Below are 22,880 nucleotides of genomic sequence, written 5' to 3'. Positions count from 1 at the left end.
TTTATTCGGTCAGTGGAAGCTTATAACAGAACCTCGTTCTGCTACAGGGGCACGGCCCAGCGCTGTGCGCCGGAGCCGTTGCAGTCGTAGATCTGCAGATCGGTGCCACGCGCGACGGCGCCGCCCGGGCTGTCAAGACAGCGGCCCGACTGCGGGTTGCGCAGCGAGCCGTTCGCCTGCGGTTGCCAGAGCTGGCCCCCGACACCGTTGCAGTCCCACAGCTGCACCTTCGTGGCGTTGGCGGTGCCGTTGCCGACGACGTCGAGACACTTGCCGAACGCCCTGACCGTTCCGTTGGCGTGCATGGTCCACTGCTGGCCCGGCACGCCGTTGCAGTCCCAGAGCTGGACGGCGTTCCCGCTGGCCGGCGTGTTGGTGTCCACGTCGACGCACATCCCGGCGTTCGCCGGGCCCGCGATGCGTCCGGTCGGGAAACCCGGCAGGTTCCAGACCTGCGTCCACAGCCCGTTGCAGTCGTAGATCTGCAGGTCGGTGCCGTCGGCGGTGTTGCCCGCCGGGTCGTCGAGGCAGCGGCCCGACTGCGGGTTCAGCAACGCGCCGTTCGCCTGCGGCCGCCACTGCTGCCCGCCGGCGCCGTTGCAGTCCCACAGCTGCACCTTGGTGAAGTTCGCGGTGCCGTTGCCGACGATGTCGAGACACTTGCCGAACGCCCTGACCGTTCCGTTCGCGTGCATCGACCAGACCTGGCCGCTCACGCCGCCGCACGCCCACAGCTGGACGGCCTTGCCGATGACGGCCGTGTTGGTGTCGACGTCGAGGCACTTGCCGGTGGTGCCCGGCCCGGTGATCGGACCGGCCGGACCGCCGAGCTCGCCCCGGCCGAACATGACCTTGCACTGGTTGCCGGTCACCTGCGTCGCCGCCAGGTAGAGGTACTGCGTTCCGTTGGCCAGTGGCACGATCGGCGAGCTGTAACCGGGGCAGGACGGCACGCCGGGCGCGTAGCCGCCGGTCGGGTTGACGTCGACCGGCGCCTCGACCTGCGTCCAGGCCCCGGCGCCCAGGTTGGTGTTGGCCAGCAGCACGCTGCCGGACTCCGCCATCACGGCCTTGGAGCCCGTCGACCCCGTCACCACGCGCTGGCCCGACATCAGCAACGTTCCGTTCGGCCCGCCGCCCGGCAACCAGGCCAGGTACGGCGTGTGCAGCAGTTGCCGGCCGTCGCCCGTCTGGACCAGGGTGCCCTTGTTGCTCGCCGGCGCCCAGTTGAGCCCGTCGGGGCTGGTCTTGACGTACACCTCGCAGGCGTGGTCGGCGTCGGTCGCGTCGCGGCACAGCTCGTAGGCCATCATGAACTGGCCGTTCGGCAGCGGGGTGAGGATCGACATGCCGGGCCTGGCCAGGTTGTCGGCCGGGAAGGCGAGGTCCTGCGTGAGCGAGGCGCTCCAGGTGGCGCCGCCGTTGGTCGAGGTGTAGTGCCCGATGACCTGGTTGTTGGTCGGCGTGCCCGAGGGCCGCTCGTCGGAGATGAAGCAGGCCAGGGTGTTGTTGGGCGCCAGCAGGAACCACGGCTCCCAGACGCCGTGTCCGATGGAGTTGGGCTGGCCGCTGGTCTGCGTGCAGTTCGACAGGTACTGCCAGCTCAGGCCGTGGTCGGTGCTCTTGAACACCTCGACCTTCTGCGTGGTGAAGTCACCCACGTTCCACGCGGTGCCCGCGGCCAGCAGGTCGCCCTGGTTGAGCCCGTTGGCCGTGCGCGGCACCTCGTAGAGCACCGGCGCCCCGATGTCCCAGCCCGGCGTGTTGGAGGTGATGGTGGAGATCGGCGAGACGGTCCACGTCTGCCCGCTGTCGACGCTGCGGTGGATCGGGAAGGAGTCGGGGCCGCCGTGGTTGATCCTGGCGAACGTCGCGAGCATCGTGGCGCCCGCCGAGCCGTCGTGGTCGAGGCGGATCGCCCGCGGATAGCTGGCGTCGCCCTGCGGGTGGGTGCCGAGGTTCGGCGCGTACAGCACGCTGCCCGGCGGGGCCGCGGCGGCCGGTGAGGCCAGCGCGGCCATGATCAGCACGAGCACCGATAGGACACGTAACATGCGGGGTTCTCTCCTCAGGCTGTCGGGTCGTCGCCGATGTGCGGTTCCGTACGGGTGTCGACGTCGACGGCGGAGCGCGCCGCCACCTCGCCGTTCACCACGAGGGCGAGGTGCAGCCGGCCGCTGGTCCAGCCCTCGGGCAGGGCCGCCGCCACGGGCACGGGCGGGCTCAGCAGGTACGGCTTGGCCTCGATCCGGCCGGCTGGAGCGCCAGGAGCGATGGGGGCTCTGCCGTACACGGGGGTCCAGGAGATGTGGAGGTGCCCGGCCACCGGTTCCGTGCCGTGGTGGGAGACGCGGACGGTGAACTCCGGCGTGGCGGTGAGCAGGTCGCGGCCGGGAGCGACCGGCACGATGTCGAGCACCAGCGTGGTCGGGCCGTTGACGTCGGCGGGATCGGCCCCGGCCAGGTCCTTGCGCTGCCGGTCGAAGGTGAGCAGCCCGGCCATCTCGTGCTCGATGTCGTACAGCTCGGTGTAGACGTAACCGGCCAGCCGGTCGTGGCGGCGCAGCTCCTGGGTCTGCCAGCGCAGCTGCCAGGCGCGCTCCACGCTGGTGAAGCCGGTGCCGTACTCACTGTTGAGGTTGGGCAGGCCGCGCAGCGGCTGCCCCGGCACGGCCAGCGCCTTGCGCACGACATAGTCGGGGCCGAGCTTGACGGGGAAGTCGTCCTGCTCGCCGCTCATCAGGCGGGCGACGGTCCTGCCCCAGTTCGCGGCGCTCTCGTCGTAGACGTGCCAGTCGAGCAGGTCGGTGCGTACGTGGGTCCAGCCGGAGTTGTCCACGACGGGACGCGTCGGGTCGAGCTCCTTGGCCAGGTCGTAGGCTCGCTCCACGGCGGCCCGCTTGGCCGGGTCGCCGGGGACGTCCCAGTCCAGGCCCCACTCCTCGTTGTAGAGGCCCCAGATGACGATCGACGGCGCGTTGCCGTCACGCTCGATCATCGGGGCGATCTGCGCGTGGAAGGCCTCGGTCGACTCGGGCGAGAAGCGTCCCGTCGAGGGCGGCTCCGCCCACACCAGCATGCCCATGGTGTCGGCGTGGTGCACGAAGCGGGGATCCTCCAGCTTCAGGTGCTTGCGGACCAGGTTGTAACCGAGGTCGCGCGCCAGCTCCAGGTCGCGCCGCAGCGCGGCGTCGTCGGGAGCGGTGATGCCCGTGCCCGGCCAGTAGCCCTGGTCGAGCACGCCGCGCACGAACAGGCGCCGGCCGTTGAGGTAGAGGTCCTCGCCGTCGACCTCGATCGAGCGCAGGCCGGTGTAGCCGGTCACGCGGTCCTGGCCGAGGGTGGCCTCGACGTGGTAGAGGTGCGGGTCCTGCGGCGACCACAGGCGAGGATGCTCGATCGGCAGGTCGAGCTCGGCCGCTCCCCCGGAATCCAGCTCGGCCTCGTGCGTCGTGCCCAGCAGGCGCAGGCGAACCGTCCCCGGCCCGCTCGCCTCGACGCGCACCGCGATGCCGTCGAGTCCCGCCAGCGGGCGCAGCCGCAATCGGGTGATGTGGACCTCCGGCCTGGCCTCCAGCCACACGCTCTGCCAGATGCCCGACGACGGGGTGAAACAGACGCCGTCGTAGTCGGTGCGCGGCAGGCTGCGCTGCTTGCCGTGCGGGAGGTCACGCTTGTCGAGCGGCGCGTCGACCCGCACCACGATCTCCTGATCGCCCTCGCCGAGCGCGTCGGTGACATCGACCTCGAACGGCACGTAGCCGCCCTCGTGGTGGGTCACCTCGGTTCCGTTGACCCATACCGTCGCCGCGTGGTGCACCGCGCCGAAGTGCAGCACGATCCGCTGTCCCGCCCACGCCTCCGGCACGGCCACGCGCCGCCGGTACCAGCCGGTGCTCAGCCAGTGCGCGCCGATGCCGGAGGCCGGGGTCTCCCAGGCGAAGGGGACGGTGATCCGCTGGTCCCACTCGGGCCCGAACTCCCAGGTGCCGTCGAGGCTGAGCCAGGAGTGCGAGCGGTCGAAGTGCGGGCGGGGGTACTGAGAACGCATGTCAGCCTTTCACGCTTCCGGCGAGGATGCCGTTGATGAAGTGGCGCTGCAGCAGAATGAAGATGATCAGCAGGGGCAGCAGCGCGATGCTCCCCGCCGCCAGCAACTCGCCCCAGACGGTGGCGAAGTCGGCGCCGATCCTGTTGGCGGTGATGTCCTGGGCGAGCGTCGCCAGCACCACCTGCAGCGTCTGGTGCGCCTCGTCGTTGACCGCCACCACCGGCCAGACGAAGTCGTTGTAGATGTTCATGGTGGTCAGCACCGCCAGCGCGGCCAGTCCCGGCCGGATCACCGGCACGACCACGCGGGCGAAGATGGCGAACTCGCTCGCCCCGTCGACCCTTCCGGCGTCGAGCAGCTCGTCGGGGATGGCGGCGATGGTCTGCCGCATCCAGAAGATGCTGAACGCGTCGACGCTGCCCGGCAGGATCAGCGCCTGGTAGGTGTTGACCCAGTTCAGCGCGCTCATCTCCAGCAGCAGCGGGATGATCAGCACGAGCGTCGGCAGCATGAGCGTCAGCAGGACCAGGCCGAACAGCAGGTCCTTGCCGGGAAAGCGGTACTTGGCGAAGGCGTATCCGGCCAGCGGGCAGAAGAACATCGTCATCGCGCCCTTGACCAGCAGGACCAGGGCGGTGTTGGCGAAGCCGGTGCCGATCGGTACGTCGGCGAACATCGCCCGGTAGTTGTCGAGCGTTGGCCCTGACAACGACAGCGGGTCGCTGATGATGTCGGCGGCGGGCTTGAAGGAGGAGCTCAGCGCCCACCAGATCGGATAGAGGAACACCGCGGCGAGCAGGATCAGCACGACGTACTGCCAGAAGCGGGGGCGGCTACTCATCCTTGGCTCGCAGCAGCCGGACGGAGACCACGGAGAGCACGAACACCAGCAGCACGAGCAGGAACGAGTTCGCCGCGCCCGTGCCCAGGTCCGAGGCCAGGATGTGGTCGTAGAGGTAGAGGCCGGCCGTGGTGGTCGAGCCGTACGGCCCGCCCTCGGTGACGACGAACGGCTCGGCGAACATCTGGAAGACCGCCAGGGTCTGGATGACGACGAGGAAGGCGATGCTCCGCCGTACGAGGGGCATGGTGATCGACCAGAACTGGCGCGAGCGTGAGGCGCCGTCGAGCGCCGCGGCCTCGTAGACCTGGGCGGGTACGGCCTGCAGGCCCGCGAGCAGGATGATGATCGCGAACCCGGTGGTCTTCCACAGGAACAGCAGCGCCAGCGTCGGCTTGGACCACGTGGTCGAGGTCAGCCAGCCGATGTCGGCGTTGAGCACGTAGTTGACCAGGCCGTAGTCCTGATCGAAGATCACGATCCAGACCTGGGCCATCGCCACCAGCGGGGTGACGAACGGGGCGATGAACGCGACGCGGAAGAAGCTCTTCAGCTTCAGCCGCGCGTTGGCCAGCAGCACCGCCGCCGCCAGGCCCGCCACGATCTGGACCGGGACCACCAGCAGCCACATGACGGCGCTGTTGGCCAGTGACTCCCAGAACTCCGGATTCGTCAGCAGGAACAGATAGTTGTCCAGGCCCACCCACCGGGCCTGCCCCGCGCCGTGCCAGCGGGTGAAGCTCAGCTGGAAGGCGTAGGCGAGCGGGTAGGCGCCGAAGGCCGCGAAGACGATCAGGAACGGGGCGATGAAGAGATACGGTGCTTTTCGCATCAGGACCGGTCGATGAGGTTGCGCTGGATCTTCTTGCTCGACTCGGCGATGACGTCGTCGGGCGACAGCTTGCCCTCGATGAGCAGCTGCAGGTTGTTGCCGAGGTAGTCGACCGACTTGGCCCACCAGGCGGGGATCGGCGCCGCGGGCGGGATGTTCCTGGCGGCCTCCGTGGCGACCTTCCACAGGCCCATGTCGTCCTTGAACAGCGGCTTCTCGGGGTCGAGCGCGGGCAGATAGCTCGGGATCGAGGTGCTCAGGCCGCCGGGGTAGACGCTGTTGGGGCCGTACACCGCGGCGATGCCCGGCTCCTTGAAGCACAGGAACTCGTAGAGCAGCCAGGCCAGCTGCGGGTTCTTGGCCTTGGCCGGGATGATGAAGCTGGAGCCGCCCATGACGCCGCTGCGCGCTCCGCCCGGGGTCCAGGCGGGCAGCGGCATCGGGCGCCACTTGCCCTTGGTCTGCTTGAGCAGTTGCTGGGGGGCGAACGACCACCAGATCGCCCACGGGATGAACGCCTGCTGGCCGTTCTCGATGCTCGCGAGGTCGGCGGGTTCGAGGTAGGGCGTGTGCGTGACGAGCTTGTCCTTGGCAGCCTTCTGGATCCAGGTGAAGATGCGGCGGTACTCCTCCGAGTCCAGGCGGAGCCTGCCCTGGGCGTCGGTCATGCTCGTGCCCTGCTGGTTGGCGAGCATCTCCAGCCAGAGCTGGCCGAGGAAGGGATTCTTGTCGAGGTGGATCGGGCGGGCCTTCGGGTCGCGCTCCTTCAGCTTCTGCGAGGCGACGAGCAGATCGTCGTAGGTGGTGAGACTCGCCGGATCGATGGACGCCTCAGCGAGCAGGTCCTCGCGGTACCAGAGCAGGCCGGGGTCCAGGTCCCAGGGCACGCCGTAGATCCGGCCCTCGACGGTGTTGACCGAGAGCTTGTAGGGCGCGGTCTGCTCCCGGTAGGGGGCGATCAGGTCGGTGAGGTCGTAGAGGTGTTCTGCCTGGCTGCCGATGTTCGCGTCGTCCCAGAAGCTGCCGTCGGGGACGTCGGTGCCGGTGATGAGGGTGTTGGCGAGCTTGGCGCCGATGTCGACGGACAGGTGGTTGACCTTGACGTCCGGGTAGGCGGCTCGGAACTTGCCGATCGCGGCGTCGAAGACCTTGAACAGGTCGCCGGAGCGGTTCCAGATCGTGATCTCGCCCTTGGGGCTGCTGCTCGTGACGGAGGGGGCGGCCAAGCGGCTCGGCGTGGGCGCCGCCGTACCGCCCGGAGCGCAGGCGGCCAGCGAGAGGGCTCCCAGGAGGAGGCTCCGCCGGGAGATGGAGGATGTGGACATCGGGGCTCCTGGCCTTGTGCGGGCTCTGCAACGTTGCAGACATCATGCATAATGCTCTGCAACGATGCAAGAGATCAGTTAGGATCCGTTTCATGGCCACCCTGCGCGACGTCGCCCAGCGCGCGAACGTCTCCATCCGCACCGTGTCCAACGTGGTCAACGGCTACGCACCGGTCTCCGACCAGCTCAGGGTGCGCGTCGAGGCCGCCATCGAGGAGCTCGACTACCGGCCCAACCTGATCGCCCGCAACCTCAAACAGGGGCGCACCGGGATGATCGCCCTCGTGGTGCCCGAGCTCGACGTGCCCTACTTCGCCGAACTCGCCCGCGCGGTCATCACCGCCGCCCGCCAGCACGGCTACGTCGTCATGGTCGACCAGACCGACGGCGACCCCGCCCGCGAACGCGAGCTGCTCGGCCGCGACTCCCGCGCCACCATGTTCGACGGCCTGCTGCTCTCGCCCCTGGCCATCTCCGCCGACGAGCTGCGCCGGCGCGGCAACCGGGTGCCGATCGTGCTGCTCGGCGAGCACATCTTCGACGGCAGCGTGCCCCACGTGGCCATCGACAACATCGCCGCCGCCCGGCTGGCCACCGAGCACCTGCTGGGCCTCGGCCGGCGCCGCGTCGCCGCCATCGGCGACCAGCCGTACACCTCGGGCGAGACCGCGCAGCTGCGCACCCAGGGCTACCGCCAGGCCCTCGAACGCCACGGCATCGAGGCCGACCCCGCCCTCGTGGTGCCCACCGTACGGTTCCACCGGCGGCTCGGCGCGCAGGCCATGGAGCAGCTGCTCGCCCTGCCCTCACCGCCCGACGCGGTGTTCTGCTACAACGACCTGCTCGCGCTCGGGGCGATGCGCGCGCTGACCCGCGCCGGACTGCGGATCCCCCACGACGTGGCGGTCGTGGGGCTCGACGACATCGAGGAGGGCGCCTACTCCACGCCGTCGCTCACCACGGTGGCGCCCGACAAGGCGGAGATCGCCCGGGTCGCGGTGGGCATGCTCGTCGACGCCATCAACGGCGGCGCCACCCCACCGGCCGAGATCCGCACGTCACACCGCCTGGTGATCCGCGAGAGCACCGCGGGTTTCTAGGCCTTCCAGCGGGGGTCGCGGCCCAGGTAACGAAGCAGGGCCGCCACGTCGTCGTCGCCCTCGATCTCGGGCAGCGCCTCGGCGTAGGCGCCCCAGGCACGCACCGGGTCGACGATCACCCGGGCCGTGGGCATCAACGCCCGCGCCAGCTCCGGGGTGAGCGGCGAGTCCTGGCCGGTGGCCATCGCGATGTCCCACGCGTGCACGGCGGCGTCGAGCGCGCAGGCGCCCACGGCGAGGTCGGCCGGGAACAAGTGCGGAGGAATCGGCGTCGGCACCGCCTCGGCGTCGCGGGCGACCGTGCCGAAAGCGGCGGCGGAGGCCCGCATCGCCCGCTCGGCGAGCTCGGCGGGGTCCCCCGCCAGCGTCCCCGAGGGCGCGAACGGGTCCTCGTCGGGGCCGGGGCCGCCCGTGATCGCGGCGGCGAAGCCGATCTGGTCGCCGGCAGCGTGCTGCAGCACCTGGGCGGCCGTCCAGCGCTCGCACGGGGTCGCCCTGTTCCAGTCGTCCTGCCCGGACACGCCCGCGACAGCCGTACGCAGCGCGGTGTGGGCGCCGTCGAGGATTTCCCAGCTCATGATGGTTCCTTCCGTCATGCCTCTACTATAGCAGAACGGAACGATCCATTCCACTAGTCGACGCGGAACCGCCAGCGATCCACCACGATCCCCTGGAAGGCCTCCGCGATCCGCAACGCATCGCCCTCCTCCTTCGTCTCGATCCGCACCGGTTCATCGGAGTACGGCTCCAGCGTGCGGCCCATCGGCGACGGATCCCCGACCGGGATCAGCGCCGCCTCCTCCCCGAACGCGACAACCCCGTACTCCTTCTCCTCCGACTCGCCCAGCAGCTCCTCCAACTGCTCAAGCGGCGGCCGCGACTGCAGCAGCACCAGCCACTTGCCCGGCTCGTCCTGCGGATCCGTCACCTCGCCACGGCACACCACCAGCCCGTCGAGCCGGCTGGCGATCCCCTCGGCCAGATAGCGGTCGAAATAGTCGAACGGCAGCGGACCCTCGGCCTTCACCTGGATCGCCCACACCGTCTCGAACTCGCCGCCCACCAGCTCCGGCTCCACCTCGACCGGCGCGTGAATGCGGCAGTCGGCGGCCAGGATGTCCTCACCGTCCTTGCGGGCATCCGGGTCGGCCAGCTTCACGATCTCCAGGAGATCCTCCGGCTTGCGCGGCAAAGCCGCCGTCGGGCCGGTCCTCAACCTGCGCTTTGCCAACCAGCCCATGCCGCTCTCCTCACGACCTGAACGAACTGGTCATCGTCGCGTAGACGATGATGTTGTCGGTGTAGTGACCCGTGTTCCTGTTGTACGTGCCGCCACAGGTGATCAGATGTAGCTGAGCGTTCGTCTGGTCACCGTAAACCCGCTGCGTCGGGAAGACCTTCTTGCCGACCTGCTCGACGCCGCCCACGGTGAACACCGCCGTGGTGCCGTCACGACGCTTCACCTCGATCACGTCGCCGTACTTGATCTCACCCACCCGGCTGAACACGGCGCTGCCCGTCCGCGTGTCCTTGTGCCCGAGCATCACCGCCGGACCGTTCTCCCCCGCCGTCGGCCCATGCCTGTACCAGCCGACCAGGTTCTTGTTGGAGATCGGCGGGGTCTCGATGAACCCCTCCCTGTCCATCCCCACGTCCTCGACCGGCGCGTCGATACCCAGCCGCTTGATCACCAGCCTCGTCGGCGTGCTCGGCTGCATCGGCGCCGCCGGCGTGATCGACGGCAACGGCGGCGGCTGATCCGGCGGAGCCGACCACAGGATCTGCTTCGGCTCCTGCTTCTTCGCCTCCGGCTGCGCGGCCAGGCTCAACGACTCACGGCCGTCGGCCAGGCCGTACTCCTCCGGGTTCATCACCATGACGATCAGCCCGACCAGGACCGTCACCACACCCAGGACCGCCGCCAGGATCAGCGTGGATCTGAGAACCCGTCCTCCTCCGTCCACCGTCACCCTCTGAGGGTACGGCGGCGGCGCATCATGAGGCCGCCCACTCCCGCGGCGGCGATCATCACCGAACCGGTGAGCACGAACATACGGCCATCAGGGCCCAGCTCACCGCCACCACCGGTCTCGGCACCGGCCTTGGGCGTCTTGGTGACACCGCCACCACCGCCTACGGGGGTCTTGGTGACGACCACGGTGCGGGTGGTGGTGGGGTTGGGGGTGTTGCTGGCCGTCGCCGAGGCCGAAGGGCTGGCACTGCCCGAGGAAATCGTCGAGGTGTAGCTCTTCAGCTCGGTCGCGTTGGTCACCGTGCAGGTGATCGCACCGGTGGTCGCGGTGGCCGAGGTGCCGATGACGATCTTGCCGGGCTTGATCGTCGCAGTACCGGTGGTGGTCGGCTTGAACTTGATGGGCACGCTCTGCAACGTCACCTTGCGTGTCGAAGCATCGACCGCGACCGCCGTGGTGCTCTCACCAGTGGCCGTGGTGGGGCTGATGCCGGCGATGTCGAGGAAGACGAACATCTTCGCCGTGGTGGGGAGCGTGGTGGGGGCGATCAGCTCGGACGTGCCATCGTAGGTCTGAGCCCAGGTGATGGCGAGGTCCTCGTTGGTCTTGCCCGTCGCGGGGACGGTCAGGGTGACCTTGATGTCGACGGGCTGAGCCGTACTGCCGCCGTCGAGGCCGGGGAGACAGTCGTATTCGACGATGTCAGTGTTGGTGCCGCCGCCCGATCCGCTGGGGACGGTGAGTTTGAGGATGCCGGGCTTGATGACGACCTCGGTCCCGGTCGCCGTGATGGAGTTGGTGATCGTGGCCGTCGGCACTGCCGTCGAACCGACCGTGAGAGCACCTCCCGCCTTGTTGCCCGAGATCGTGAGGGGCGTGCCGCCCGTCACGGTCATCGCTGCGTCGACCTGCATGGTCCCAGCCGTCGTGGGAGCCGTTTTCAAGGTGAGCGCCGGGATCTCGGCCGATACCGTGAATTGTCCGCCGGTCGGAACGGTGGTCGGCGTCACGCTGAATTTGACGCTCACTGTCGTGGTCGAGAGCAGCTCGGTCCCGCAGGTATAGGCGACGGTCTTCGGAGACTCTGCCGTCCCTCCGATGGGGACCCTGATCTCCGGCGCAGGAGTGGGCAGATTACAGGTCGTCGTCGTATCCGCGTGAGCGGCCTGAGCCGTTCCCACCACAGCGAAGAACGAGGTCGCCAGCACCACACTCGCACCCAAGGCGGAACTCTTCTTGACGAGGCGATCAAGCCACGCCTTGGACGTCAGCACTGTCTCTCTCCGTTCATCACGGGCCAGGTTCAACAGGCGACCCAGGATTCCAGTCGTGGGTCACAGTTAGGTAGAGATCCTACGAACTGTCCCTGAAAATCGCCTAGAAACTCCCAAAAAAGACCGACCTTAACCCTTCTTCGCCGTCAGCGTCGCGTACACGATGACGTTGTCCGTGTAGCTGTGGTCCGTCTTGTTGTACACACCGCCACACGTGATGAGCCGCAGCTGGGAGTCCGAAGTGTTGTCGTACACCCGCTTGGTCGGGAACGACGACTTGCCCACCTGCTCGATCCCGCTGACCGTGTATCGGACGACCTTGCCGTCCGATCGGTACACGTAGATCTGGTCACCCTTGGCCAGCTCGTGGAGCCGGTTGAAGACGGCGGCGCCCTTGCGGGTGTTGACGTGGCCGTTGATGATCGCGGGGCCGACCTCGCCGGGCACCGGGGAGAAGCGGTACCAGGCGGTCAGGTTGGGCTTGGTCAGTGACGGGGTGCCGAGCTGGCCCTTGTCGTCGACGCTGACGGAGCCGATCGGGGCGTTGACCTTGATCTTGGGGATGCGGATGCGGGTCGGCCTGGCCTTGCCCTTGCTGGAGGCGAAAGGCTTGACGACCTTGGCGGCCGGGTCGGCGGCGGGAGGCGGCGGCGCCTCGTAGCGGGCCGGGGTCAGCGGCACGGGCATGCCGTCGGGTCCGAGCCCGCCACCCCCCACGGCGGCGGGCAGTTCGTAGGCGGCGGCGTTCTGCATGGCGACCGGCTGGGCCGCCGGGCGGGAGCCGTCGTCGATGGACGGCGCGAGAGTCAGGAGCCCGGCCATGATGGCGCCGACGCCGGTGAGCGAGCCCGCCACCAGCAGTGCCGGGAGTGCCTTCTTGTTCATGCCGAGACCTCCTTCGCCTGCGCAGCCCTGCGCCGGCGCAACATCAGTCCGCCTGCCGTACTGGAGAACAGGAGCATGGCCCCGCCTCCCAGCAAGAGGTACGGCTCTAGCGGGGTTTCTGGAGCTTCACCGGAGGCCACGCCACCCGTGGGGACCTTGCGGACCTGGGCCTTGACGTACTTGGTGGCGGTCGGCCCGGCGGTCGGGGTGGGGGTGCCCGTCGAGGTCGACTCGCGTCCGCCGTGGTTGACGATGACGTGCTCGGGCGCCTGGATGTTCGGGTTGCGCCCGCCGGTGGTGGGCGGCGTCGTCGTGGCCGTCGAGGTGGGGGTCGAGGTCGCCGTGCTGGTCGGCGTGCTCGTGGGCGTCCCCGTGCCGGTGGGGGTGCTGGTCGGGCTCGGGGATGCGCCGGTCACCGTGATGTCGATCGAGTTGACCGTCCCGATCGGGGTGCAGGTCGCCTCGTCGTGCTGCGGCGGGTTGAGGACCTTGCCGGTCTTGACGCGGAAGGCGTCCAGGAAGGCCGTGCCGTCCTGGGTGTTGATGACCTCGATGGTGTGCTCGCCGTATTCCAGCTCGGGCGAGGTCCAGAGGTCCTGCTTGGCGGTCGTGCCGGTCATCGGCTCGCCCGACTCGTCCTTGCCCGGCTCGACCAGGGGATCGGTCACAGGCTGGCCGTCGAGCAGAACCTTGATCGGGCTGAGGCCGGGTGCGCGGCGGCCGACGTAGGTGACCTGGGTGCCGACGAAGGTGAGCTTGGCTGAGGCATCCTTGGTGGCGGTCTCCTGGACGTCGTTGAGGTGATCCTCGATGCCCCGCTGCGGACCCTTGTGCCACCAGGTGCCGGTGTACTTGACCGGGGGCGCCTCGTTGTTGTTGACCATCACCTCGCCCTCGGCGGGGGTGAAGCGGACAGCCAGCCCGGTGGGAGTGATGCGGATGGTCCCGGTCTTCTCGATGGACCCCGCGTCGGACAGGCCGGCGGGCGCCTTGAGGAAGTCGCCGGGCTTGAGTGCGTCCTGGGCCGTGGTGCTCGCCGGTCGCAGCTCGCCGTTCCAGGCGCCGGTCAGGTTGACCGTGCCCTGGAGATTCAGCTGCGAGCCCGCGGCGAAGTAGCCGGGCGAGCCGAAACGCCGCTGCCCGAGATAGGTCAACGCCCAGTCGATGCGCAGTTTGGGCCCCGGTTCGACCTTGGGGGTGACGGCGGCTTCGACGTCGACGCCGAGGGCGCCGGCCACGCCGCCGACACAGTGGTACTTCACGATCAACGAGGTGTCAGCCACAGCCGGCCCGGAGACGGCGATCACGGCGACCGCCGAAGACAGCCCGACGGCCGAGGCGAGCAACGCCAAACGCATCCGACTCACGGGTCACTCCATTCACACACTAAACCAAAGGTAGATCTTAGAGGTGAAACGTTGACCAAGCGGAGCCAGCACGTGCACTTGTGATGAACCCGTGTCGCAAGGGGTATACCAGCAGGTAGTAGAACGTTATTCTGCCCCCAAAAACACCCGCAGGAGCGCACATGCAGCGAGACCTCTTCGAAGAAGAGCACCTGCTCTTCCAGGAGACCCTCCGAGAGTTCATGGCCCGGGAGGTCGCCCCTCACCACGACCAGTGGGAGAAGGACGGCATCGTCCCCCGCGAGGTCTGGAAGAAGGCCGGAGAGATCGGCATGTTCGGCTTCGGCGTCGGCGAGGAGTACGGCGGGTCGGGGATCACCGACTTCCGCTACAACTCGGTGATCACCGAGGAGATCATCAGGGCCGGCGCCTCCGGCCTGGGCTGGGGCCTGCACAACGACGTCGTCGCCCCCTACCTGACGGAGCTGACGAACGAGGAGCAGAAGCAGCGCTGGCTGCCGGGCTTCGTGAGCGGTGAGCTGATCAGCGCCATCGCGATGACGGAGCCGGGCGCGGGCAGCGACCTGCAGGGGGTGCGCACGACGGCGATTCGCGAAGGCGACCACTACGTGCTCAACGGGCAGAAGACGTTCATCACCAACGGCATCAACTCGGATCTGGTCGTGGTGGTGGCCAAGACCGATCCGTCGGCGGGTGCGCGGGGGACGACGTTGCTGGTCGTCGAGCGGGGCATGGAGGGCTTCGAGCGCGGCAGGAACCTGGAGAAGGTGGGCCTGAAGGCGCAGGACACCGCGGAGCTGTTCTTCGACAACGTGCGCGTGCCGGTGGAGAACCGGCTGGGCGAGAACGAGGGCGAGGGCTTCTTCCAGCTGATGAACAACCTGCCGCAGGAGCGGTTGTCCATCGCGGTGGTGGCGGTGGCGGCGGCGGAGGCCGTGCTGGAGATGACGCTGGAGTACTGCAGGAACAGGCAGGCGTTCGGGCGGAACATCGGGAAGTTCCAGAACACGAGGTTCGTGCTCGCCGAGCTCGCCACCGAGGTCGAGATCGCGCGCCACTACGTCGACAAGTGCATCCTGGCCCTCAACGCCAGGCAGCTGTCCGTGGTCGACGCCGCCAAGGCCAAGTGGTGGACGACCGAGCTGCAGGTCAAGGTGATCGACCGCTGCCTGCAACTACACGGCGGCTACGGCTACATGATGGAGTACCCGGTCGCCAAGGCCTGGCTCGACAGCAGGGTCCAGACCATCTACGGCGGGACCACCGAGATCATGAAGGAAATCATCGGCCGGTCACTCGACATCTAACCCATACTGGGAAATATGGCTGGTGACCTGATCCTCCTGGTCTTCCTGGCGTTGTTGTTCGCCGTCGGACTCAACTGGGTCCGCAAGAAGTTACGTCTCGGCCCCGCCGGCTACGCGGGCGCGATGATCGTGTTCATCATCGCCATGCTGCTCATCTGGGGCCAGACGCTTCGAGGATGACCGACGCCACCAGCGCCGGATCGTCGCTCATCGGCACGTGCCCGCAGCCGCGCAGCAGCTTGACGCGCTGCCCCGACCACCTGGCCGCGCGCACGGCCTGGCGGCGCAGCAGCAGCCTGTCGTGCTCGCCCCACGCGATGGTGATGGGCGACTTGGGCGGCGCGGGCGGCATGAGCCCGCTGAACGACTCCAGCGTCTCGTCGAAGCCCTCGCATCCGGCCAGCGCCATCGTCGCGTCGACCAGCGCCGAAGGAGCCAGGCGGGACGGGCGGGCGACGATCAGCCCGGCCGACAGTGCCCGGCCGACCGGATTCTCGGCGATCGGCCCGGGATCCATCGCCCGCGCCGAGGCCCGCATCATGCGCAGGACTCCCTGGCACCACAGCAGCTCGCCGCGCGACCAGAAACCCGCGGGAGAGATCGCGGTCGCCGTACGGACCACCCCGCGCGAGGCCAGCTCGAGCGCGATGTAGCCGCCCAGCGAGTTGCCCGCCACGTGCGGCTCGCGGATGCCGAGCAGCGCGCAGAAGGACTCGACCGCGTCGGCCAGGGACTCGGCGGTGTACGGCACGCCGGCGGGCAGCCCTGGCGAGGCGCCGAAGCCGGGCAGGTCGACGGCGATCACGTCATGGGAGGCCGCCAGGCGGTCCATGACCGGCGCCCACCCCTTCAGGTGGTGCCCGATGCCGTGCACGAGGATCAGAGGCTCGCCGGAACCCCGGCGCTCAAAGGCCAGCTCCATGCCGACCACCTAATCACTCAAGGCGGATACGCCCAAGTACCCGCCAGGGACAGGAAACCTAACGGCCGCGCGTGGGGATCTCGAACCAGACGGCCTTGCCCTCCTTGGTCGGGCGTGAGCCCCACCGCTTGGCGAGCTGGTCGACCAGGTAGAGGCCACGGCCGCCCTCGTCGTTCTCTCCGGCGCTGCGGATGCGCGGCAGGCGCAGGTCCTGGTCGAAGACCTCGATCCAGACCGACTCCTCGCCCCGCCTGATGCGCAGGGTGAACTCCTTGTCGCCAAGCACTTCGTCCTCGAAGCCCGGAACGTCCCAGGACTCCTCGAACGGCAGCGGCGGGCCCTCCATGACGAGCTCGCGGCTGCGCGGGATGCTGGAGCTGGCGGCGTGAAGCACGACGTTGGTGACCACCTCGGAGACCAGAAGGCAGGCGAGCTCGGCCCGCTCCTCGGGCACCTGCCAGCCGGTGAAGGCCTCGGCGGCCATGCGGCGCGCCTCACCCACCATGATCGGCTGGGCGGGGAAGGTGCGCTCCTCGACGTCGAGGTTGTCGTAGCTGGAGCGGATCACCAGGATCGCCATGTCGTCGTCGATCTCGCCGGGCACCGCCTGCGTGGCGGCCTCGGCGATCTGCTCGACCGGAGCATCGGTGATCTTGGAGAGCTCCTCGCACAGGACGCCCAGCGTCTCCTCGTCGCTCGGCATGTGGCCGCCGGACTCGCGGCCGGGACGCCGGTCGACCAGGCCGTCGGTGTAGAGCAGCAGGGTCGCGCCGCGCGGGAGGGTGAGGGTCTCCTCCTTGTAGACGAGGTCGGCGTGGACGCCCTTGGCACGCACGCCAAGGGGCTGGCCGACCTCCTGGATGTCGAGCTCGGCGCAGGTGCCGTCGCGCAGCAGCAGGGGCGGCGCGTGGCCGGCGTTGGCGTAGGACAGCTGGCGCGACCAGGCGTCGTAGACCAGGTACTGGCAGGTCACGATCGGCGGCACGCTGATCTCGTGGCCGTTCTCGTCGAATTCGGGGGTGGAGATCACCCGCGTCCACTCGTCGAGCTTGGCCAGGATGTCGGCGGGCGGCTTGTCGTCCTGGGCGAAGGCGCGCAGGGCGGCGCGCAGCTGGCCCATGATGGCCGCCGCCTTGGCGCCGCGTCCTTCGACGTCGCCGATGACGATGCCGACCCGGCCGGCCGACAGCGGGATCACGTCGTACCAGTCGCCGCCGACCTGGGTCTGGATGCCCTGGCCGTGGGAGGCGAGCGGGGCGGCCGGGTAGTAGCGCACCGCGATGTCGAGCCCGTCGAGGGTGGGCAGCGCGCGGGGCAGGAGGTTCTTCTGGAAGGACTCGGCGGTGTGCCGCTCCTCCTCGAACAGCAGCGCGTTGTCGATCGCCAGGGCCACGCGGGTGGCGATGGCGCCCACGAAGTCGCGGTCGAAGGCGTCGTAGTGGGGGCTGCGCCGGTCGGTCAGGTTGGACAGGCCCAGGTACATCAGGCCGAGGGTCTCGCCGCGCACCGACAGCGGGGCGACGATGGCCGAGGTCATGCCGACCTCGCTGCAGGCCTTGGCGCTGCCCTCGCCGGGGCTGGGGAAGGAGCTGGAGGCGAAGTCTTCGACCAGGATGGTCTCCTGGCGGCGGATCGCGGTGTCGGCGTAGTGGCCGACCGGGTAGTGGATCTCGGCGCCGACCGGCTTCCACGTGCCGGGCGGAGGAGTCCAGCCCTGGACGTGCTGGGAGACCCGGCGCATCAGCCGGTCGCCCTCCATCAGCTCGATGAAGCAGTGGTCGGCGAACTGCGGCACCAGCATCTCGGCCACCCGCTTGAGCGTCTCCTCGACGTTCAGCGAGCCTGCCAGCTTCTCCCCGATACGTTCCAGAAGCCCGAAACGATCCTTCTCGCGCTCGTTGCTGCGCAGCGCCTCGCGGGCGGTGATGACGATGCCGGTGACCGAGCCCGAGGAGTGTCGCAGGGGCACCGCCTGGGCCCGGACGTAGATCATCGTGCCGTCGCCGCGCTTGACGTCGAACGTGCCCTCCCAGACCCCGCCCTTGAGCACGTGCTTGGCCAGTTCGATGGCGAGAGGATGGTCCTTCTCCATGATGCCCAGCGAGAGCACGGACGACGGACCCGACGGCGGCCGGCCGACCCTGCCGAACAGCCGTTCGGCGAAGGGGTTCCAATACAGCAGGTTGCTGAAGCGGTCGGTGACGACCACCGCCATCTCGGCATGATCGAGAACAGAAGCCGCGGAGAGATGGTCGACCGCGTCCTGGGACAGATCACCCCAACGTTTCATCCGGAGACCACTCCTCGGGGAGGAATGTGCGAAAAGCGAACCACTGGCGCTCCTGCAACAGTCGTGTCCGGGGAGTGGAGGGCCTCCCATAGGGGATTCAACCAGCCCGGACGCCCACGGTCACCGGGTCGTGACAAAGACGTGCACGGCAACCTCGCGCGGCAGCTCCGCGAGAATGTTGTCCGAATCGTCGTCACCTGTCACCCGCACACCGTCGTCGCTCGCCGCGAGCGTGACCTCGCGTCCGGGTTGTATCCCAACTTGCTTGAGTTTAAGCATCACAGCGGGATCGCTTTGCACTTGTTCGCTAATTCGACGGACCACGACGGGTATATCTCTGGGTCCCGCGAGGTCGGTCATCGGCAGAAGACCGGCGTCGGAGTCGATGACGTCCTGCGCCCCGAGCTCGCCCAGGCCCGGGATCGGGTTGCCGTGGGGGCAGGTCGTGGGGTTGTCGAGCAGCTTGACCAGCCGGGTCTCGACGGACTCGGACATGACGTGTTCCCAGCGGCAGGCCTCGATGTGGACCTCTTCCCACGGCAGGCCGATGACCTGTGTGAGCAGGCACTCGGCCAGGCGGTGCTTGCGCATGACCCGAACGGCCAGGGTGCGGCCCAGATCGGTCATGGAAAGGTGCCGGTCACCCTCGACGCGGACCAGTCCGTCACGCTCCATGCGCGCGACTGTCTGGCTCACGGTGGGGCCGCTCTGCTGGAGCCGTTCGGCAATGCGGGCACGGAGGGGAACGATCCCCTCCTCCTCGAGCTCGTAGATCGTCCGGAGGTACATCTCCGTCGTGTCGATCAGGCCGTGTGCGGTCAAGGCTCCTCCTCCCTGAATGCTACGTCCGACGTCGGGCAGTGGTGTCACCCACGGAAAACCCTATTGGGAGAACGACCGACGATGGCAACGGAACCCAACACCGGAGCGGCACGGTTCCTTCCCGATGACCGCGACCTCGGCTCGCTGCGTACGGCGGCCGCCGACTGCAGGGGCTGCGACCTCTACCGCGAGGCGATCCAGACGGTCTTCGGCGAGGGACCGTCCAAGGCCAGGTTCATGCTGGTCGGCGAGCAGCCGGGCGACCAGGAGGATCGCCGGGGCGAGCCGTTCGTGGGCCCGGCGGGCCGCGTGCTCGACCGGGCGCTGGAGGAGGCGGGCATCGACCGCGACCAGGTCTACGTGACGAACGCGGTGAAGCACTTCTCCTTCACCTTGAAGGGCAAGAGGCGCATCCATCAGAAGCCCACCAATGCCGAGATCGACGCCTGCCGCCCGTGGGTGGAGGCGGAGCTGGCGGTGATCAGGCCCGAGGTGGTCGTGGTCATGGGTGCCACCGCCGCCCGCTCGTTGCTGGGCAAGGACTTCCGGGTGACCAAGCAGCGCGGGCAGGCCGTACCCCTCGGCGAGGCGGTCGCGGTGGCCACCATCCACCCGTCGGCGGTGCTCAGGGCGCCCGACCGCGACGAGGCCTACGCGGGACTGCTGGAAGATCTCAGAGTTGCGGCCGGTATTTCCGGAACGAAGGCACGGTCAGCCCGATCGCGATGACCGCCGCCACGCAGGCCAGCCCGCCGCCCACCCAGGCGCCGGTCAGCCCGAACGCGGCCGCGGAGGCGCCCGCGCGCAGGTCGCCCAGGCGCGGCCCGCCGGCCACGACGACCATGAAGACGCCCTGCATGCGCCCCCGCATCTCGTCGGGCGCGTACGTCTGCAGGATGGTCTGCCGCCAGACCGACGAGATCATGTCCGCGTAACCGCCGATCGCCATGAACAGCACCACCAGCCACAGCTGGTCGACCACCCCGGCGGCGGCGACGGCCAGGCCCCAGATCGCGATGACGACGATCAGCCCGAGCCCCTGGCGCCTGACGTTGCGCGCCCATCCCGACAGCAGCCCGCCGCCCACCACGCCGAAGGCCATCGCCGAGTTGAGCAGGCCCAGCGCCACCTCCGAGCCGCCGAACCTGGTGTCGACCAGCTCGGGGAAGAGGGCACGCGGGTAGGCCAGGATCATCGCGCACAGGTCGACCACGAACGACATCAGCAGGATCTTGCTGGTGAAGATGTAGCGCAGCCCCTCGGCGACCGCCCGCGCGCCGGGACGGGAGACCTCGCCCAGCGGCGGCAGCGACGGCAGCCGGTAGGCGGCGTAGAGCGTGGCGGTGAACAGCACCGCGTCGAAGGCGTAGACGGCCGCGTATCCGCCGGCCGCCCACATCAGCACGCCGGCGACCATGGGCCCGACGAGCGAGGCGGTGCCCATGACCATGCCGTTGAGCGCGTTGGCCGAGGTGACGAGCTCCTTGGGCAGCACGCGCGGGATGATCGCGCCGCGGGTGGGCGAGCTGACCGCGAAGCCCGCCGCGCCCACCGCCACGTTGACCAGCAGCAGCCACACGCTGCCGATGCCGAGCAGGGCCTGGATCAGGATGCCCAGCGTGCTCACCCAGGCGACGGAGGAGCCGATGATCAGCAGCTTGCGCCGGTCCATCGCGTCGGCGATCGCGCCGCCCCACAAACCGAAGACCACCAGTGGCAGCAGGTGGGCCAGGCCCAGCATGCCCACCCAGAGGGACTCGCGGGTGAGCTCCCAGATCTGCTGGCCGACGGCGACCACCGAGGCCTGCAGCCCGATGCCCGCCGTTACCTGCCCGGTCCACAGTCGGCGATAGGCGGGTACGGCCAGCGGGCGGACGTCGAGCAGAAGGGGCATTACCGCAGATTAGGGGGCAAGCCTCTCCAGAACCCAACCAGGGCGGGTCAAGCGGTAACGCAGGCGGTCGTGCATGCGGTCGAGCTGTCCCTGCCAGAACTCCACCTCGGTCGGCACCACGCGGTAGCCGCCCCAGAAGTCGGGAGCCGGCGGGTCCTCCGGCCATCGGGCGGCCAGCTCGTCGTAGCGTTCGTCGAGCTGCTCGCGCGAGTGCACGACGGCCGACTGACGCGAGGCCCAGGCGCCGATGCGCGAGCCGTACGGCCTGGAGGCGAAGTAGTCGGCGGAGTCGGCGTGCGACACACGCACCACGCTGCCCTCGACGCGCACCTGCCGGCGGATCGGATGCCAGGGGAACAGCAGCGACGCGCGCGGGTTCTCGGTCAGGTCGCGGCCCTTGCGCGACTCGTAGTTGGTGTAGAAGACGAAGCCGCGCTCGTCGTAGCCCTTGAGCAGGACCGTGCGGGCGCTCGGCCGCCCGCCCGCCGAGGCGGTGGCGACCACCATGGCGTTGGGCTCGGGCAGCCCCGCGGCCAGCGCCTCCTGGAACCAGAAAGCGAACTGGGAGATGGGATCGGCGGCCATGTCGGATTCGAGCAGGGGCCGGCCCTCGTAGGAGGTGCGTAGGCCGGGCAGCGAGGTGGCGTCCACGACAACGTATTCTGTCGCGCTCCTCCCCTGCTCTCTACCAGCAAGGATGGCTTTTTGGCGTGCCCGGCGTCAGACCACCTCCCGGAAGGGGGTTAAATTAACGGGCCGGTATCTCGACATCAAGGTATTGCCCAGAGTGTGAAAGGGAGGCGGCCGACAATGTCCGACTTCAAACCCGGCCTCGAAGGCGTCGTAGCCTTCGAGACCGAGATCGCGGAACCGGACAAAGAAGGGGGCGCCCTGCGGTATCGGGGCGTCGATATTGAAGAGCTGGTCGGCCGTGTCACCTTCGGCAAGGTGTGGGGTCTGCTCGTCGACAACAGCTTCGAGCCGGGGCTTCCGCCGGCCGAGCCGTTCCCCATTCCTGTCCACTCCGGTGACATCCGCGTAGACGTCCAGAGCGCGCTGGCGATGCTCGCGCCCGCGTACGGCTTCAAGCCGCTGCTCGACATCGACGACTCCGAGGCCCGCGACCAGCTCGCCCGCGCCTCGGTCATGGCGCTGTCGTTCGTCGCGCAGTCCGCGCGCGGCCTGGGCCTGCCGATGGTTCCCGAGAGCCGCGTCGACCAGGCCGAGACCATCGTCGAGCGCTTCATGACGCGCTGGCGGGGCGAGCCCGACCCGGCTCACGTCAAGGCGATCGACGCCTACTGGACCTCCGCCGCCGAGCACGGCATGAACGCCTCGACCTTCACCGCCCGCGTCATCGCCTCCACCGGCGCCGACGTGGCGGCCGCGCTGTCCGGCGCGGTCGGTGCGATGTCCGGTCCGCTGCACGGTGGCGCCCCCGCCCGCGTGCTGCACATGATCGAGGGCGTCGAGCAGCTCGGCGACGCCAAGAAGTACGTTCAGGGCGAGCTCGACAAGGGCCAGCGCCTGATGGGCTTCGGCCACCGCGTCTACCGTGCCGAGGACCCGCGTGCGCGCGTGCTCCGCCGTACCGCCAAGGAGCTGAACGCGCCTCGCTACGAGGTCGCCGCCGCCCTTGAGCAGGCCGCGCTGGAGGAGCTGCACGCCCGCAAGCCCGACCGGGTGCTGGCCACCAACGTGGAGTACTGGGCCGCCGTGGTCCTCGACTTCGCCGAGGTTCCCGCCCACATGTTCACCTCGATGTTCACCTGCGCCCGCACCGCGGGCTGGGCCGCTCACATCCTGGAGCAGAAGCGCACGGGCAGGCTCGTCCGCCCCAGCGCGAACTACGTCGGCCCCGCCTCGCGTCCGCTCAGCGACGTCTCCGGCGGCTGACGCCGAGGTCGCCGAGCCGATCTCACCGTGACGACCCGGGCTGCCCGTTTGCGGGCCCGCCCGGGTCTTTCGCGTTTCCTGGGTCGGTCCGAATCTCACAA

At 69.0% G+C, this 22,880-nt stretch carries 21 protein-coding genes; 5 read left to right on the top strand and 16 right to left on the bottom strand.

Going from position 1 to position 22,880, the window contains the following annotated elements:
* Positions 1–41: 41 nt before the first annotated feature.
* From HNR30_RS42115 to HNR30_RS42095, 5 genes are read right to left on the bottom strand one after another with little or no spacing between them, the layout of a single operon-like run.
* Positions 42–2,054 (bottom strand): sialidase family protein, encoded by a 2,013-nt coding sequence (locus tag HNR30_RS42115; protein WP_181615819.1) that lies wholly within the window; start codon positions 2,052–2,054, stop codon positions 42–44.
* Between the two features lie 14 nt (positions 2,055–2,068).
* Positions 2,069–4,051: a glycoside hydrolase family 2 protein gene (locus HNR30_RS42110; protein WP_181615818.1), complete on the bottom strand. Its 1,983-nt coding sequence runs from the start codon at positions 4,049–4,051 to the stop codon at positions 2,069–2,071.
* A 1-nt stretch (position 4,052) separates the two neighbouring features.
* Entirely contained in the window at positions 4,053–4,892 is an 840-nt protein-coding gene (locus tag HNR30_RS42105) for a carbohydrate ABC transporter permease (RefSeq protein ID WP_181615817.1), read from the bottom strand.
* Positions 4,885–5,724, bottom strand: a complete 840-nt coding sequence (locus HNR30_RS42100) for a carbohydrate ABC transporter permease (protein ID WP_181615816.1) — start codon at positions 5,722–5,724, stop codon at positions 4,885–4,887. The genes HNR30_RS42105 and HNR30_RS42100 overlap by 8 nt, the downstream gene beginning before the upstream one ends.
* On the bottom strand, positions 5,724–7,049 hold the full coding sequence (locus HNR30_RS42095) for an ABC transporter substrate-binding protein (RefSeq protein WP_181615815.1): 1,326 nt from the start codon (positions 7,047–7,049) through the stop codon (positions 5,724–5,726). Before HNR30_RS42095 ends, HNR30_RS42100 begins: the two co-directional genes overlap by 1 nt.
* 92 nt (positions 7,050–7,141) lie before the next feature.
* Between HNR30_RS42095 and HNR30_RS42090 the strand changes: the two genes are divergently transcribed.
* A complete protein-coding gene (locus HNR30_RS42090) occupies positions 7,142–8,149 on the top strand; it encodes a LacI family DNA-binding transcriptional regulator (protein ID WP_181615814.1) in 1,008 nt (335 codons plus the stop codon).
* Here the strand turns inward: HNR30_RS42090 and HNR30_RS42085 are convergent.
* The 6 genes from HNR30_RS42085 to HNR30_RS42060 all read right to left on the bottom strand — a co-directional run bounded on the left by HNR30_RS42085 (position 8,146) and on the right by HNR30_RS42060 (position 13,648).
* Positions 8,146–8,745, bottom strand: a complete 600-nt coding sequence (locus tag HNR30_RS42085) for a TIGR03086 family metal-binding protein (protein ID WP_181615813.1) — start codon at positions 8,743–8,745, stop codon at positions 8,146–8,148. The two genes, HNR30_RS42090 and HNR30_RS42085, sit on opposite strands and share 4 nt — an antisense overlap.
* A 35-nt stretch (positions 8,746–8,780) precedes the next feature.
* Positions 8,781–9,389 (bottom strand): hypothetical protein, encoded by a 609-nt coding sequence (locus HNR30_RS42080; protein ID WP_181615812.1) that lies wholly within the window; start codon positions 9,387–9,389, stop codon positions 8,781–8,783.
* Positions 9,390–9,399: 10 nt separating this feature from the next.
* The gene (locus HNR30_RS42075; RefSeq protein ID WP_312895031.1) at positions 9,400–10,119 is read right to left on the bottom strand and encodes a class F sortase; all 720 of its coding nucleotides are present in this window, start codon (positions 10,117–10,119) and stop codon (positions 9,400–9,402) included.
* Entirely contained in the window at positions 10,116–11,396 is a 1,281-nt protein-coding gene (locus HNR30_RS42070) for a hypothetical protein (protein WP_181615811.1), read from the bottom strand. The genes HNR30_RS42075 and HNR30_RS42070 overlap by 4 nt, the downstream gene beginning before the upstream one ends.
* A 129-nt stretch (positions 11,397–11,525) precedes the next feature.
* Positions 11,526–12,281, bottom strand: a complete 756-nt coding sequence (locus HNR30_RS42065) for a class F sortase (RefSeq protein ID WP_181615810.1) — start codon at positions 12,279–12,281, stop codon at positions 11,526–11,528.
* On the bottom strand, positions 12,278–13,648 hold the full coding sequence (locus HNR30_RS42060) for a hypothetical protein (protein WP_181615809.1): 1,371 nt from the start codon (positions 13,646–13,648) through the stop codon (positions 12,278–12,280). The genes HNR30_RS42065 and HNR30_RS42060 overlap by 4 nt, the downstream gene beginning before the upstream one ends.
* Positions 13,649–13,809: 161 nt before the next feature.
* Between HNR30_RS42060 and HNR30_RS42055 the strand changes: the two genes are divergently transcribed.
* Complete coding sequence (locus HNR30_RS42055; protein WP_181615808.1) at positions 13,810–14,955, top strand: acyl-CoA dehydrogenase family protein; 1,146 nt, start codon at positions 13,810–13,812, stop codon at positions 14,953–14,955.
* A gap of 15 nt (positions 14,956–14,970) precedes the next feature.
* A complete protein-coding gene (locus HNR30_RS42050) occupies positions 14,971–15,135 on the top strand; it encodes a hypothetical protein (RefSeq protein ID WP_181615807.1) in 165 nt (54 codons plus the stop codon).
* On the opposite strand, the gene HNR30_RS42045 is transcribed toward HNR30_RS42050, so the two are convergent.
* The 3 genes from HNR30_RS42045 to HNR30_RS42035 form a co-directional block, all read right to left on the bottom strand.
* Positions 15,107–15,877 carry an alpha/beta fold hydrolase gene (locus tag HNR30_RS42045; protein ID WP_181615806.1) on the bottom strand — a complete coding sequence of 257 codons (771 nt, stop codon included), beginning with the start codon at positions 15,875–15,877 and terminating at the stop codon, positions 15,107–15,109. The genes HNR30_RS42050 and HNR30_RS42045 overlap by 29 nt on opposite strands.
* Before the next feature lie 58 nt (positions 15,878–15,935).
* Positions 15,936–18,167 carry an ATP-binding SpoIIE family protein phosphatase gene (locus tag HNR30_RS42040; RefSeq protein ID WP_181615805.1) on the bottom strand — a complete coding sequence of 744 codons (2,232 nt, stop codon included), beginning with the start codon at positions 18,165–18,167 and terminating at the stop codon, positions 15,936–15,938.
* A 120-nt stretch (positions 18,168–18,287) separates the two neighbouring features.
* Positions 18,288–18,989 carry an iron-dependent transcriptional repressor DtxR gene (locus HNR30_RS42035; protein ID WP_181615804.1) on the bottom strand — a complete coding sequence of 234 codons (702 nt, stop codon included), beginning with the start codon at positions 18,987–18,989 and terminating at the stop codon, positions 18,288–18,290.
* Positions 18,990–19,070: 81 nt separating this feature from the next.
* On the opposite strand from HNR30_RS42035, the gene HNR30_RS42030 reads away from it, so the two are divergent.
* Positions 19,071–19,718, top strand: a complete 648-nt coding sequence (locus HNR30_RS42030; protein ID WP_181615803.1) for a UdgX family uracil-DNA binding protein — start codon at positions 19,071–19,073, stop codon at positions 19,716–19,718.
* Here the strand turns inward: HNR30_RS42030 and HNR30_RS42025 are convergent.
* Together HNR30_RS42025 and pdxH are read right to left on the bottom strand one after the other, a co-directional pair.
* A complete protein-coding gene (locus HNR30_RS42025) occupies positions 19,663–20,883 on the bottom strand; it encodes an MFS transporter (protein ID WP_181615802.1) in 1,221 nt (406 codons plus the stop codon). The two genes, HNR30_RS42030 and HNR30_RS42025, sit on opposite strands and share 56 nt — an antisense overlap.
* A 9-nt stretch (positions 20,884–20,892) precedes the next feature.
* A complete protein-coding gene (pdxH, locus tag HNR30_RS42020) occupies positions 20,893–21,534 on the bottom strand; it encodes a pyridoxamine 5'-phosphate oxidase (protein WP_181615801.1) in 642 nt (213 codons plus the stop codon).
* A 159-nt stretch (positions 21,535–21,693) separates the two neighbouring features.
* On the opposite strand from pdxH, the gene HNR30_RS42015 reads away from it, so the two are divergent.
* The gene (locus HNR30_RS42015; protein ID WP_181615800.1) at positions 21,694–22,779 is read left to right on the top strand and encodes a citrate synthase 2; all 1,086 of its coding nucleotides are present in this window, start codon (positions 21,694–21,696) and stop codon (positions 22,777–22,779) included.
* Positions 22,780–22,880: the final 101 nt, after the last annotated feature.

The organism is Nonomuraea soli (assembly GCF_013761175.1).
Taxonomy (GTDB): Bacteria; Actinomycetota; Actinomycetes; order Streptosporangiales; family Streptosporangiaceae; genus Nonomuraea; species Nonomuraea soli.
Note: the sequence above shows the minus strand (reverse complement) of the source record. Positions and strands in the feature narration are given on the sequence as shown.